Annotated in this window: 7 protein-coding genes; 3 read left to right on the forward strand and 4 right to left on the reverse strand. The window is 69.3% G+C overall.

The window, feature by feature from the left end:
• Positions 1 to 199: 199 nt before the first annotated feature.
• Positions 200 to 1,570, forward strand: coding sequence for an amidase (locus D8I30_RS09435; protein WP_240387203.1), 1,371 nt, complete (start codon positions 200 to 202; stop codon positions 1,568 to 1,570).
• Between the two features lie 354 nt (positions 1,571 to 1,924).
• Here the strand turns inward: D8I30_RS09435 and D8I30_RS09440 are convergent, their stop codons facing one another.
• On the reverse strand, positions 1,925 to 3,376 hold the full coding sequence (locus D8I30_RS09440) for an amidohydrolase (RefSeq protein WP_121482520.1): 1,452 nt from the start codon (positions 3,374 to 3,376) through the stop codon (positions 1,925 to 1,927).
• 84 nt (positions 3,377 to 3,460) lie between these two features.
• Positions 3,461 to 6,505 (reverse strand): TonB-dependent receptor domain-containing protein, encoded by a 3,045-nt coding sequence (locus D8I30_RS09445; protein WP_346426476.1) that lies wholly within the window; start codon positions 6,503 to 6,505, stop codon positions 3,461 to 3,463.
• Positions 6,506 to 6,887: 382 nt separating this feature from the next.
• Between D8I30_RS09445 and ggt the strand changes: the two genes are divergently transcribed.
• Entirely contained in the window at positions 6,888 to 8,630 is a 1,743-nt protein-coding gene (gene ggt / locus D8I30_RS09450) for a gamma-glutamyltransferase (protein WP_121482522.1), read from the forward strand.
• A gap of 71 nt (positions 8,631 to 8,701) precedes the next feature.
• Entirely contained in the window at positions 8,702 to 11,149 is a 2,448-nt protein-coding gene (locus D8I30_RS09455) for a zinc-dependent metalloprotease (RefSeq protein WP_121482523.1), read from the forward strand.
• A gap of 198 nt (positions 11,150 to 11,347) precedes the next feature.
• Here D8I30_RS09455 and D8I30_RS09460 read toward each other — a convergent pair whose 3' ends face one another.
• A complete protein-coding gene (locus tag D8I30_RS09460; RefSeq protein WP_121482524.1) occupies positions 11,348 to 12,460 on the reverse strand; it encodes a P1 family peptidase in 1,113 nt (370 codons plus the stop codon).
• Positions 12,457 to 14,073, reverse strand: a complete 1,617-nt coding sequence (locus D8I30_RS09465) for an ABC transporter ATP-binding protein (protein ID WP_121482525.1) — start codon at positions 14,071 to 14,073, stop codon at positions 12,457 to 12,459. The genes D8I30_RS09460 and D8I30_RS09465 overlap by 4 nt, the downstream gene beginning before the upstream one ends.
• Between the last annotated feature and the right edge of the window lie 2 nt (positions 14,074 to 14,075).

Consider the following 14,075-nt stretch of genomic DNA (forward strand, 5'->3'; position numbering starts at 1 on the left):
TCTCTGTTGGGGGGCTGTAACCCCGGCAGCCGCCCAGGCGACAGCATCCCATTCCGGCTGTCGCTTGCTCAGCCAGATGGCTCCCGCCGAGCAAGCTGAAATTCGTCGCGGCGCCGTGGCGCGTGGCGGCTCCATTCCCGATGGAGCCGACATCGAGGTCTGCCGAGAGCGGGCGCCTTCGGCGGCGTCTTTCGTTGGAATGCTGCAGCTGACGGATGCGCGTTATGGGAGCGTGCTCCGATGGTCGCGGCCAGAAGCCATGAGGATGCAAGACGGAAGCTCCGCTCAGATGCGGGGCATGATGGTTCTCCTCAAGGACAATATCGAGACGCGCGACATGCCGACCACGGCCGGATCTCTGGCCCTGGCCGACAACGCGCCCGGCCGCGACGCCCCCATCGTGGCGCGGTTGCGGGACGCCGGCGCGGTGATCCTGGGCAAGACCAATCTGTCGGAATGGGCCAACATTCGTTCGTCGCGCTCCATCAGCGGCTGGAGCGCCGTCGGCGGCCAGACGCGCAATCCCTATGATCCGGAGCGGACGCCGTGCGGCTCGTCCTCGGGCAGCGCCGTGGCGGTCGCCATCGGCCTGGCGCCCGTCGGCATCGGCACCGAGACGGACGGCTCCATCGTCTGCCCGGCCTCGGTCAACGGCGTGGTCGGGTTCAAGCCGACCGTGGGCCTGGTCAGCCGCACCCACGTCATCCCGATCAGCCATTCCCAGGACACGCCGGGCCCCTTCGCCACGACGGTGGAGGACGCGGCCATCGTCCTGACCGTCATGGCCGGGTCCGATCCGGCCGACCCGGCGACGGCCGAGGCGGACGCGCGCAAGGTCGACTATCGCGCGGCCCTGGACCCCGGCAGCCTGCGCGGCGCGCGACTGGGGGTGATGGGCTTCCTGCTGCCCGCCTATTCGCCCGAGACCCGGGCGGAGTTCGACCGGGCGGTGGCCGCCCTGCGCGCCGCCGGCGCCGAGGTGGTCGAGATCGCCGCGGGGCCGAACCTGCAGGCCATCGGCGGCTGGGAGCTCACCGGCATGCTGACTGAGCTGAAGCACGGCCTGAATGCCTATCTGGCCTCGACCGACCCGGCCCAGGTCAGGACGCGGACCCTGGCCGAGGTGATCGGGTTCAACGCCGCCGAACCGCGCGAGACGGAACTGTTCGGGCAGGAGTTCTTCGAGATGGCCGAAGCGACCTCCGGGCTGGACGACCCGGCCTATCTCGAGGCGCGGGCCAAGGCGTTCCAGGCGGCGGGGCCGGACGGCATCGATCGCATGATGCGCGAGCACGGCGTGGCGGCCCTGATCGCCCCGACCACTTCGCGCGCCTGGACCAATGATCCCAACGACGACGACCGCGCCCAGGGCTCGGCTAGCCGGCTGGCGGCCGTGGCGGGCTATCCGCACCTGACGGTGCCGATGGGCTTCGATCGCGGAATGCCGGTCGGCCTCAGCTTCATCGGCGGCCAGTGGGACGACGCCCGCATCCTGTCGCTGGGCCACGCCTACGAACAGGCGACGCGCGAGCGCCGACCGCCGCCGGGGTCAGGCGCTTCGGGCGGCTAGAAAAACAGAGTCCAATTCGTCTGAATCGTCTGAAATCCCCTCTGCGGTGCTGAGCGAGGGGCATGATGAGGCATGGCCGGAAGGCGGCGGGCAAAAGCGCTTGGGAAGGGCGCAAGGCCGCGAATTCATTGAGATCGGGGCGCGGGATCAGGGTGGCTGTCCCAATCCGGAACGCTCAGCCTGCCTTCTTCTCCCGTCATTCTCGGGCCTGTCCCGAGAATCCATAAACTCGAGGTTTGATCCCAAGGCGCGCGGGCGGTGGGCCAAGGTTGAGTGTCTGGATCCCCGGGACAGGCCCGGGGATGACGGCAAGAAGGAAACGGCCCTCGGGACGAGCCCGAGGGCAACGACGCATCAGTCGCGGTAGTTCAGCGCCGGGGTGCGGTCGCCCAGCAGGGCGCGGTACTGGAAGTTCGGGCCGCGACGGCGTTCGAACTCGGCCTTGGCGGTCGCGATCGTCTCGGGGCTCTGGAACAGTTCGGCGGTGGTCAGGGCCAGGGTCTTGGCCGCCAGGTGGGCGCCCTTCAGGCCGATGGTCGTGCCCGCCGCCACCACGTTCTGCCAGGAGTGGCCGGCCGAGCCGGGCACGAAGGTCGCCGTCGACAGGCCGACCGTCGGGGTGACCCAGGACACGTCCGACACATCGGTGGAGCCGCCGAAGTCGCCGCCGATCACGGCGTCCTCGATCTGGCCGACGCTGGCGAGGTCCGGCTTGGTCGGCAGGGTCTTCTGGATCTCGGTGGCCAGGGCGATTTCCTCGGGCGTCCAGGTGATGCCGCCGACGCTGCGCAGGTTGCGGTCCATGACGGTCATCAGGGCCTCGTTCGGCAGCATGGAATAGACGCCGCCGATGGCCTCGAACTCGACGCGGGTGCCGGTGCCCAGGGCGGCGCCGTCGGCGGCCAGCTTCACCCGCTCCAGCACGTCGCGGACGATCTCCGGATTGTTGTGGCGGACGTAGTAATAGGCCTCGGCATAGGCGGGGACGACGTTGGGCGCCTTGCCGCCGTCGGTAATGGCGTAGTGGATGCGGGTGCGGTCAGGCACGTGCTCGCGCATCAGATTGACCATGGCGTTCATGGCCTCGACGCCGTCCAGGGCCGAGCGGCCCTTGTCGGGCGCGGCGGCGGCGTGGGCGGCGGTGCCGTAGAAGCGGAACTTGCCCGAGACGTTGGCCATGGTGTCGCCCTGGCGGGCCGAGTTCACATTGCCGGGGTGCCAGTGCAGCGACACGTCGACGTCGTCGAACAGGCCGTCGCGGACCATATAGACCTTGCCCGAGCCGCCTTCCTCGGCGGGGGTGCCATAGACGCGCAGCTCGCCCTTGATGTTGTTGGCGACCATCCATTCCTTGACCGCGATGGCGGCGTGGACCGAGGCGGCGCCGAACAGGTTGTGGCCGCAGCCGTGGCCGCCCGCCGCGCCGGCGGATTCCTGCACGGGGTTCAGGGTTTGCGACAGGCCGGGCAGGGCGTCGTACTCGGCCAGGACGGCGATGATCGGGCCGTCGCCGGTCTTGAAGCTGGCCAGGAAGGCGGTCGGCTCATTGGCGATGCCGGGGGTGACGGTGAAGCCCGCGTCGCGCAACTGGCCCTGCAGCAAGGTGGAGCTCTGCGTCTCCTGATAGCCCAGCTCGGCGAATTTCCAGATCTCCAGCGCGGCGTGATCCAGGGCGGGCTGATTGCGTTCGACCGTGCCGGTGATCTGGGCCTTGGCCTGGGGCGACAGTTCGGCGGCCATGGCGGGGGCGGCGAGGCCGGTCAGGGCGGCGGCGAACGCGAGGACGCGCATCGAGACGGGTTTCATCAGGGAACTCCAGAAAACTGACTTCGTGAAAGCGAAAAGGGCGGGGGATGGTCGTCCCCCGCCCGAGAAGGCCTCAAGACCGGATCAGAAGGTCTTGCGGATGCTGCCGTACCAGTAGCGGCCATAGGGTTGGTGAACCGTGCCCAGGTAGCCGTCGGCGGCCAGCGGCGGCTGCTCGTCGGTCAGGTTGCGCACCCCGATGCGGACGGCGGTCCCTTCCAGCAGGCCGTTGTCGAACTCATACTCGCCGTAGAGGTTGGCGGTCAGCAGGGAGTCCACCACCCAGGCCTGGCCCGCGCCGTTGGTCAGGAAGTCCTGATAGACGCTGCCCGTATAGGAGGTGTAGGCGCCGACCGTGACGTTCTGATAGCGCCAGGTGGCCGAGGCCGACCACTTCCACTCGGGGCGGCTGTTGTCGCGGATCAGGTCGCCCGCCGCGCCGCTGAAGGAGACGACGGGGTCAATCTCGCCCTTGGCCTTGGCGTCCATCAGGGCCTGCACCTGGGGCGAGGGCTCCAGGTAGTATTTCAGCAGGTGCGAGACGTTCAGGTTGGCGCTGAAGTCGCCGACGCGGGTGCCGCGCAGGCTCCACATGACGCCCAGGTCGATGCCCTGGACCTCCTGCGGCTGCAGGTTGTCGTACAGGTCCTTGACGTAGAGGATCTCGCCCGCCGGGGTCAGGCCGGTGCCAGCGTAGATGGCGATGTCCTCGGGCGTGGGCGCGGCGCGCACGACGTTGGGGTTGGACGAGCCCTGCTTGCGCAGCAGATAGTCCAGCGTCAGGGCGTTCTGGCCGCGGAAGACGCCGACCATGCCTTCCTGCTGCACGTTCCACCAGTCGACCGTGACGGTGAAGTCGCCCAGGTTGGCCGGGGTGAAGTCCGGCTGCAGGACCACGCCGAACGACATGGTTTCGGACTCTTCCGGCTTCAGGTTCGGGTTGCCCGCGCGCTGTTCGGCCACGTTGCGGCGAATGCGGGCGGTGTTGACCGAGGCGGCGTCGGGGAAGGCGTTCGGGATGCTGGCCCCGACGCAGCTGCCCAGGCCCGCGATGGCGCCCCGGCGAGACAGGGCTTCGCAATAGGCCCAGTCGGTGCTGCTGTTCGAACGGGTGACGATGCTGGCGTTGATCTGCTCCAGGTTCGGGGCGCGGAAGCCCTGGGCCCAGGAGCCGCGAACGCGGACGCCCTCGGCCAGGTCCCAGGCCACGGCGACCTTGGGCTTGGCCACGTCGCCGAAGTCCGAATAGTGCTCGTAACGGCCCGCCACCTGGGCTTCCAGGTTGTGGACGAACGGGATGTTCATCTCGGGCGAGACCAGGGGAACGGCGAACTCGAGGTAGGCCGAATAGACGTCGCGCTCGCCCTCGGTGTCCGGGTTCATCGAGGAGTTGATCAGGTCGCTGTAAACGGCGCCCGAGACGTCGGTGAAGGTGGTCGTGCCGTCGATGCGATGGTCGCGATCGTCCAGCTGGGTTTCGTGACGCGCCTCGACGCCCGCGGCCATGCCGACGGGGCCGGCCGGCAGGGTGAACAGGTCAGGCCGGGAGATCTTGAAGTCCCACAGGGCCAGGCTGGTTTCGGTATAGCGCCGCATCTTGGTGCGGATGGCGTCCAGGGCGGCCTGGCTGCTGGGCGTGCCGTCGCCGAAGCTCGGGTGAGACAGGTCGCCGCCGTTGAACGGGTTGTAGGCGTCGGGCGTCGACAGGGCGAGTTGCTTCTGCAGGGCGCTGGTGACGATGTTGTCGCTCAGGTCCTCGGCGCTGGCCTCGGAGTAGAGCAGGGCGGTTTCCCAGTTCCAGCCGTTCCAGTCGCCGCGCAGTCCGCCCAGGGCGCGATACTGCTTGTTGGTGACGTCCACCTCGATCGGGCCCAGGTCGCTGAAGCGATAGCCGCTGAGCTGCAGATCGACCCCGCCCGCCGGAGCGGTGATGCCCGGCATGCGGTTCGGGTTGACCGTGCCGTCGGCGAAGGTGATCGGGCCGAACGGGTTGTAGTAGTTGGTCTTGGGGATCGTCAGGATGATCGACGACAGGGTGTTGATCGGCGCCTGGCGCGCCCAGGTCTCGGCGTAGTAGCCGCCCAGTTCGCCGAAGGCCTCGACGCTGTCGTTCAGCTTGTAGCGGCCGGTCATGAACAGGTTGTAGCGGTCGACCTGAGGCATGACGGTCAGGTCTTCGGCCGCGACGTCGGACTGGATGGCCGGATCGACAGAGACGCCCGACTTGACGCACAGGCCATTGCCCAGGGCGGCGGCGCAGTTCTTCAGGGTGCCGGGCTGGATGCCGAAGGAGGCCAGGTTGCTGCTGGCGCCCGGCAGGCGCACGGCCCCGCCCGACGTGCGGAAATAGCCCCAGGGCGTCAGCGACGACAGGCCGTTCAGCGAGGTGCTGGTCTCAAAGCCCGTGCCCGCGAACAGCGGACGGCGGTCGGACGAGGCGGTGTAGTCCTGATCCAGCGTCGAAAGCTCGTCGCGGTGGTCGTAGTTGAAGAAGAGGGAGATGTTGCCCCGGCCGTCGGCGATGTCATGGCCGCCGTAGAGGGAGAAGTTGGTCTCCCACATGTCGGTGCCTTCGGCGACGCCGTACTGGGCCGAGACGGTCCAGTTGTTCATGTCGTCGCGCAGGACAGTGTTGACCACCCCGGCCACGGCGTCGGCGCCGTAGATGGCCGCGGCGCCGTCGCGCAGCACCTCCAGCCGCTTCAGGCCCGACACCGGGATGGCATTGGTGTTGTAGGTCAGGACCGGGACCAGGTGCTCGTTCGCCTGGGACGTCGGGTGGCCCACGACGCGGCGGCCGTTCAGCAGCACCAGGGTGTTGCCGATGCCCAGGTTGCGCAGGTTGACCGAGCCGGTGTCGCCGCGCGCCGAGTTGGAGCTGGCCGGCAGATAGGCCGAGTTGAAGGTCACATCGCCCATCTGGGGGATGGAGCGCATCAGCTCGTCGCCCGAGGTGGCGGCCGAGGACAGAATCTGCTCCTCGCCGATGTTGGTGACCGGCAGCGCCGCCGTCACCTTGGCGCCGCGAATCTGCGAGCCGACGACGACGATCTCATCGAGCTGGGTGGCCTGGTCGGCCTCCTGGGCGGCGGCGGCGGTTGCGCCGAACAGGGCAGTGGTGGCCAGCAAGGCCGTTCTCATGCTGCGACGCGCGAAGACTGAACTCATGAAACTTGGCATCCCCATTGATGATCAGCGCGCGGCTCCCCTCCGATTAGGCGCCTTGTCCCTGACCGATTGTGTCGAAGAGGCGAATCCGGTGAGCGTCGTTCGATGAAAATCAAATTCGGCGCGGCGATTTGCCTCGGTTCTGACTAAATGCGGCCATAGTGGGGTCGTCAACCTTTGCCGAATAAATATTGCTGATATCCGAGATATTGAGCGCTATAATCGCCAAAACTCGCCCTTGAACTGCGGTTTTCAGCAATGCTATCGCTAGGAATATTGACAATATTGTCCTGACGCGGCCGCGCGTTCGCAGCTGTCGAGGGGATTTGTGGCGGGGAACAGCATGCGTTTTGGTTTGATGAGGTCGGCGACGGCGGTGTCCGCGGCGGCGCTGATGTTGCTGGCGGGGCCGGTGCTGGCGCAGGAAGCGGCGGTCCGTCCGGCGACCGGCAGCGGCGGCGACATCGTCAACTACGGCCAGATCCACAGCCCCGTGGTCGGCCGCGGCGGCATGGTGGTCAGCCAGAGCGATCCGGCCACCCGCGTCGGCGTCGAGATCCTGCGCCAGGGCGGCAATGCGGTGGATTCGGCCATCGCCGTGGCCTTCGCCGAAGCGGTGACCCTGCCGCGCGCCGGCAATATCGGCGGCAGCGGCTACATGATCATCCACATGGCGGCGACGGCCCAGCGCCCGGCCCAGACCATCGCCATCAACTATTACGGCACGGCTCCGGCGGCGACGACGCCGGACCTGCTGCTGGACGACAACGGCCGGTTCGACCGTTCCAAGCCGTCAGGCTTCATCAACGTCTCGGTGCCGGGCACCGTCATGGGCATGTGGGAGGCGCACCAGCGCTTCGGCTCCATGCCCTGGGCCGACCTGCTGGCCCCGGCGGTCAAGCTGGCCGAGGAGGGCTATGTCCTGTCCGACGGCGAGGCCGACGCCACGGCGGGCCGGGCGCGGGTGCTGGCCACCGATCCGGGCGCGCGCGAAGCCTATCTGAAGGCGGACGGCACGCCCTATCGCGCGGGCGAAATCTTCCGCCAGCCCCTGCTGGCCGAGAGCCTGCGCAAGGTGGCGCGCGGCGGGGCGGACGAATTCTACAAGGGCGAACTGGCGCGCCAGATCGTGGCCGGCGTCCAGGCCGGCGGCGGCGTCATCACGATGGCCGACATGGCCGCCTATCGCGCCGACGTGTCGGAGCCGATCTGGGGCAGCTATCGCGACCACCGCATCGCCTATATGCCGCCCACGGCCTCGGGGGTCAGCGTCGCCCAGGCGCTGAACCTGCTGGAGCATTTCGACCTGCGCTCGATGGGCTGGGGCAGCGTCGACAGCCTGCACCTGATCTCCGAGGCGATGAAGATCACCTCTTCCGACCGTCGCCTCATCGGCGGGGCGCCGCAGTGGAACACCCCGGCCCACGGCCTGGCCAGCAAGGAATTCGCCGCCGAGCGGGTCAAGCTGATCTCGACCGACAAGACGCTGAAGGCCGCCGACATTCCCGAGGGCAATCCCTATCCGTATGAGAGCCAGGATACGACCCACTATTCGGTGGCCGACGCCTACGGCAATGCGGTGTCGAACACCTACACCCTGTCCAACTCCTATGGCGCGCACGTGGCCCCGGCGGGGACGGGCATCCTGCTGAACAACCACCTGGACAACTTCTCCTGGGGCACGCGCGGCGAGCCGAACTCGCCGGCGCCGGGCAAGCGCCTGGGCTCGACCATCACGCCGATGATCGTGTTCGAGGACGAAAAGCCCTGGCTGGTCACCGGCACGCCGGGCGGCGGCTACATCATCGCCACCATGGTGCAGCTGATCTCCAACGTCATCGATCACCGGCTGAACGTGGCCGAGGCCGCCATGCGTCCGCGCCTGAACCAGGGCGGCGGCGACAGCCCGCTGGAGCTGGAGGGCGGCTTCTCGCCCGACGTGGAGCGCCTGCTGCGCGAGCGCGGCCATACGGTGCGTCCGTCCATGACCATGGGCAGCACCCAGTCCATCATGGTCGAGGGCGATCGATTCCTGGGCGCGGCCGACACCCGTCGCCCGGACGCCCTGGCTCTGGGAGTGCGCTGAGCGGCCGCTTGCCGTTCCGGACGTTCAGTGATCTGAACGTCCGCTGTTGATTCAGTCGGAGGGGGAAGCCGATGTTGCGCAAGGTTCTGCTGGCGGGCGCCGCCGGCTTGGTGTTGGCCGGGGCTGCGGTCCCGACGGCGGCGCAGACGGCGCCCGCTTCGGCTGCCGCGTCGGCCGCCTGGCAGGACGGGCTGTTCGGGGTTCGCCAGGACAGCCGCAAGGGCAAGATTTCGGTGCGCCTGCCCGCGCCGGGGGCGGACGGCGTCCTGGGCCGATACCTCTATCAGCCGGGCCTGTCGGCGGGCCTGGGCATGGATGGGGCGGGGCTGGATCGCTCGGGCCTGGGGCAGGCGCAGATCGTGGTCTTCCGCAAGGTCGGGGACCGGGTCTTCGCCGCGTTCGAGAACACTCGCTTCCGCGCCGTGGACGCCGACCCGGACCAGGTGAACGCCGTCGCCGCCTCCTTCGTCTCGCCGGTCGTCTGGTCGGGCGAGGTGGCTGAGACCGGCGCCGACGGCTCGGTCACGGTCGATCTGTCGGGCTTTCTGGAACGGGATGCGATCAACGCCGTCGGGCGCCTGAAGCGGGCGAAGCTGGGGACCTTCAAGCCCGCCGCCAACCTCAGCTACGTCGACACGGCCGAGACCCTGGTCTTCCCCGACAACGTCGAGTTCCAGACGGTCCAGACCTTCACCAGCGACGAGCCGGGAGGCGAGCTGTCACGCGTCTCGCCCGAGACGCGCTCGGTCACCCTGGCGGTGCGCCATTCGTTCATCCGCCTGCCGGACGAGGGCTTCAAGCCTGTCCTGCACGACCCGCGTTCGGGCACCTCGGCCCAGGTGCTGGTGACCGACTTCGCCGCCGACCTGGACACGCCGGTGGTCAGCCGCCTGGCGCGCCGCTTCCGGCTGGAGAAGACCGACCCTTCGGCTGCCCGCTCGCCGGTGAAGACGCCGATCGTCTTCTACGTCGACCGCGCCGCCCCGCCCGCCATCCGCGAGGCCTTGATCGAGGGCGGCAATTGGTGGGCGCAAGCCTTTGAACAGGCGGGCTATCTGAACGCCTTCCGCGTCGAGCTCCTGCCCGAGGGGGCGCATCCGATGGATGCCCGCTACAACATCATCTCCTGGGTCCACCGCGAGACGCGCGGCTGGTCGACCGGCACCAGCGTTAACGATCCGCGCACCGGCGAGATCGTGCGCGGCGTGGTGCAACTGGGCTCGCTGCGCGACCGCCAGGACAAGATGATCATCGAGGGCCTGGTCGGCGCCGCCCGCGCCGGCACGGGCGGCGAGGACGACCCCGACCGTCTCGCCTATCACCGCCTGCGCCACCTGTCGGCGCACGAGATCGGCCACGCCCTGGGCATCTCCCACAATTTCGCCGCCTCGACCTATGAGGGGCGCGCCTCGGTCATGGACTATCCGGCGCCCTGGGTGATCGCGGACGGCGACCGTCTGGACTTCAGCCGCGCCTATACGACCGGCGTCGGGGCCTGGGACCGCTATGTCGTCGACTGGCTGTACGGCGATGCGCCGGGCCAGGACCCGGTCGCGCGTCGCGCGGCCCTGGCGGCCGAGGCGCAAGCCAAGGGCTATCGTTTCGTCTCGGACGGCGACACCCGGCCGCTGGGCAGCCTGCAGGCCTACGGCGCCATGTGGGACAACGGCGAGGATTCGACGGCGGAGTTCGCCAACACCCTGGCGGTGCGTCGCATCGCCCTGTCGCGCTTTGGCCTGGACAACCTGCCTGACGGGGCGGCTGCGGCGGACCTGCGCCGGGTGATCGTGCCCATCTACCTCTATCACCGCTATCAGACGACGGCGGTGGGGCGGCTGGTCGGCGGCGTGGACTACGCCTATGCGGTCAAGGGCGACGGGCACGAGCGCGCCGACCCTATCGCCGCCGAGCGCCAGCGTGGCGCGCTGGAGGCCCTGATGCGGGCCCTGTCGCCCGAGGTGCTGGACCTGCCCGACCGGGTCATCGACCTGCTGTCCTCGGTGCAGTCGGGCAGCGGCGACCGGCAGACCCAGATCGAACTGTTCGAGGGCAAGACCGACGCCGTCTTCGACCCGTCGTCGGCGGCCGCCTCAGCGACGGAGGTGGTGTTCGAGACCCTGCTGGCGCCCGAGCGCCTGAACCGCCTGGTCGAGCAGCAACGCCGCGATCCGGGGCAGCTGGGCCTGATCGAGACGCTGGACCGGGTGGCCGTGGTAGTGGGGCCGGGCGCCGCCCTGAACCCGCGTCAGGCCGAGTTGCGCCGCGTGGCCCGCGCCCGCTACGCCGCCCATCTGGCCGCCCTGATCCAGGGCAAGGACCTGTCCTCGACGGCGCAGGGCGCGGTGCGCGACAGCGCGCGGCGGTTCGGCGAGCAGTTGAAACGCTGCCGCGGCGACCGGCTGGAAACGGCGCAGTGCGCCTATCTGGCGGAAGCGTTGACGGGTCCGGTCGAGGGGTTGAAGGCGTTGAGCGAGACGCTGCCGGTGGCGCAACCGGTCCCGCCGGGCGCGCCTATCTGAACTCAACCCTCTCCCGGCGGGAGAGGGCTTGAGCCTCGGAGAGCCGGACGCGATCCGCGAAGGCGAGAGGGTGAGGGGCTTGTCCTGTCAGTCGGCGTCAGCCGTGGCGCGACATCTTTTACCGCGAACCCTCACCCTTTCGCGCAAGAACGCTCGCTGCGCTCTCGTGCGCTCAAGCCCTCTCCCAACAGGAGAGGGTCAGGACATCTCGCGCCATGTCTTGCCCGTCACGCCCTCATAGTTGGTCGCGTGATAGACGCCGCGCGCGATCGCTCGGGCCAGGACGTCGGCGGCGACATTGCCCAGCTGGGCGACCGCGATCTGGCGCATGGCCGGGTCCGCGATCACCTTCTTGCCGGTGGACAGGCTGAACAGGGTGTCGCCGTCGAAGGGCGCGTGGGCGGGGCGGATGGCGCGAGCCATGCCGTCCTGCGCCATGATGGCCACGCGCTGAAGCTCGACGCGGGTCAGGGCCACGTCGGTGGCGATGCAGGCGATGGTGGTGTTCTCGCGCGGCTGGGGCCGGAACTTGGACGGGCCCCAGTCCTCGGCCGAGGCGTGCAGGCCCGACGAACCCAGGCCGCCGAACTCGTCGCCGATCTCATAGGGGGCGGCCCAGAAGCTCTTGCCGCCCGGCGCCACGACCGAGCCGACGCTGTTGACCGCCACGATGGCGCCGACGGTCCAGCCTGAGGCCATGACGGCGGAGGCCGAGCCGATGCCGCCCTTCAGCGCGCCCGCCTCGGCGCCATAGCCCGCGCCGGCGGTGCCGAGGTCGAAGCGGTCGCCCGCCGCCTCCAGCGCCTGAACCGAGAGGCGGCGATAGGGCGGCTCCATCTCCCACTGCTTGTCGCCGCCGTTGGCCAGATCATAAAGGCAGGCGGTCGGAATGATGGGCGAGGGCGGCACGCCGGGCGCCCCGCCCATGCCATAGCCGCGCCCGCGCATCCCCATCCATGCGGCGACGCTGTCGGCCGAGCCGAGGCCATAGACCGACCCGCCCGACAGGATGATGGCGTCCACCTCCTGCACTAGGTTTTCGGGGCGCAGCACGTCGGTTTCGCGCCCGGCGGGACCGCCGCCGCGCACATCGACGGCGGCGATGGCGGGCTTTTCGGCCAGGATGACGGTGACGCCGGTGCGCACCTTGGCGTCGTGCGCCTGGCCGACCTTGATGCCCTCGACGTCGGTGATCAGGTTCAGCGGCCCGGTGCGGCCCGAGGCGCGCGGGGCCTGTTTTGCGCTCGCAGCGCCGGCGGCGGAGGCTGCGGCGCCGATCAGGGCCGAGCCGAGGACGGTTCTGCGGTTCATCCGGCGGTTTCCTTTTCCAGAGCTCTATTGCGGACCAGATCCGGCGTCGCCGCCAGAAGTTTCTGCGTATAGGGATGCGACGGCGCGGCGAAGACGGCGGCCGTCTCGCCCTGTTCGACGATCCTGCCCGCCTGCATGACCAGCAGGCGATCCGTCACCGTGCGCACCACGCTGAGGTCGTGGGTGACGAAGAGGTACGACAGGCCCAGACGGTCCGACAGGTCGGCCAGCAGGTCGAGGATTTGCGCGCGCACCGAGACGTCCAGCGCCGAGACCGCCTCGTCCAGACAGATGACCGAGGGCTCGGTGATCAGGGCGCGGGCGATGGCGATGCGCTGGCGCTGGCCGCCCGAGAACTCGTGCGGATAACGGTCGGCGGCGGCGCTGTTCAGGCCCACGCGCTCCAGCATCTCATCGACGCGGCGACGGGCCTCGGCGGGGCTGGGGCGGGCGTCGAGCAGGTGGAAGTTCTCGGCCACCAGATCGCTGACCTTCCAGCGCGGGTCGAAGCTGCCGTAGGGGTCCTGGAACACCACCTGAATGTCGCGGCGGATGGACTTCAGGGCGGCGCCGCGCGCGGCGGTGATGTCGCGGCCCTTGACCCGGACGCGGCCCGCCTGCGGCGTCTCCAGCGCCAGGATGGCGCGTAGCAGGGTGGACTTGCCGCAGCCGCTCTCGCCGACGAGGCCGACGCTCTCGCCGGGCAGGATCGACAGGCTGACCTGATCGACGGCGCGGAAGGCTTTCGACTTGCCGAACAGGGCGGGGGCGCCGCCGTATTCGCGCACCAGTCCCTCGACCTGAAGCACAGGGGCGGCGTCGAGCTGAGGGCGGCTGCGGCGCACGGGGGCGTGTGTCGCGTTGGCCAGCAGGCGTTGGGAATAGGGGTGCGCCATGCCGGTGCGGATGCGGCCGACGGGCGCTGCCTCGACCAGTTCGCCGTCCTTCATCACCGCCAGCCGGTCGGCGGTCTCGGCCACGACGGCGAGGTCGTGGGTGATGAGGATCAGGCCCATGCCGTCCTCCCGCACCAGTCGCTTCAGCAGATCCAGCACCTGAGCCTGCGTCGTCACGTCCAGCGCCGTCGTCGCCTCGTCCGCGATCAACAGTTTCGGCGTCAATGCGATGGCGATGGCGATGGCGACGCGCTGGCGCTGGCCGCCCGACAGCTCGTGCGGATAGCGGCTCAGGGGGAAGCGCTCGGCGGGCAGGCCGACGCGCTCCAGCACGGCGCGGGCCACGGAGAGGGCTTCCTTGCGCGAGGTTTTCTTGTGCAGGCGCACGGTCTCGGCGACCTGATCGCCGATGGTCATGACGGGGTTCAGGGCCGTCATCGGCTCCTGAAAGATTATGCCCACGTCGCGGCCCCGCACCTGTTGCATCACGGCGTCGGGGGCGTTCGAGACGAGCTGGCCGTTCAGGCGGATCTCGCCGGTCATCGTCGCGCGCGGCGGCGTCAGGCCCAGCACGGCCAGAGCGGTCATGGACTTGCCCGAGCCGCTTTCGCCGACAAGGCCGAGGATCTCGCCGGGGGCGACGGACAGGCTGACGTTCTTCAGGATCGGCGTCGAACCGATCGACAGGCTGAGGTCGCGGATGTCGAGGACGGTCATGC

The sequence above is a fragment of the Brevundimonas naejangsanensis genome, from assembly GCF_003627995.1.
In the GTDB taxonomy this organism is placed as follows: Bacteria; Pseudomonadota; Alphaproteobacteria; order Caulobacterales; family Caulobacteraceae; genus Brevundimonas; species Brevundimonas naejangsanensis_B.

What these genes read in the sequence shown, in the direction of transcription:
- D8I30_RS09465 (WP_121482525.1), bottom strand. Translation starts at nt 14,073, where the DNA reads ATGACCGTCCTCGACATCCGCGACCTCAGCCTGTCGATCGGTTCGACG.
- ggt (WP_121482522.1), top strand. Translation starts at nt 6,888, where the DNA reads ATGCGTTTTGGTTTGATGAGGTCGGCGACGGCGGTGTCCGCGGCGGCG.
- D8I30_RS09440 (WP_121482520.1), bottom strand. Translation starts at nt 3,376, where the DNA reads ATGAAACCCGTCTCGATGCGCGTCCTCGCGTTCGCCGCCGCCCTGACC.
- D8I30_RS09435 (WP_240387203.1), top strand. Translation starts at nt 200, where the DNA reads ATGCTGCAGCTGACGGATGCGCGTTATGGGAGCGTGCTCCGATGGTCG.
- D8I30_RS09455 (WP_121482523.1), top strand. Translation starts at nt 8,702, where the DNA reads ATGTTGCGCAAGGTTCTGCTGGCGGGCGCCGCCGGCTTGGTGTTGGCC.
- D8I30_RS09460 (WP_121482524.1), bottom strand. Translation starts at nt 12,460, where the DNA reads ATGAACCGCAGAACCGTCCTCGGCTCGGCCCTGATCGGCGCCGCAGCC.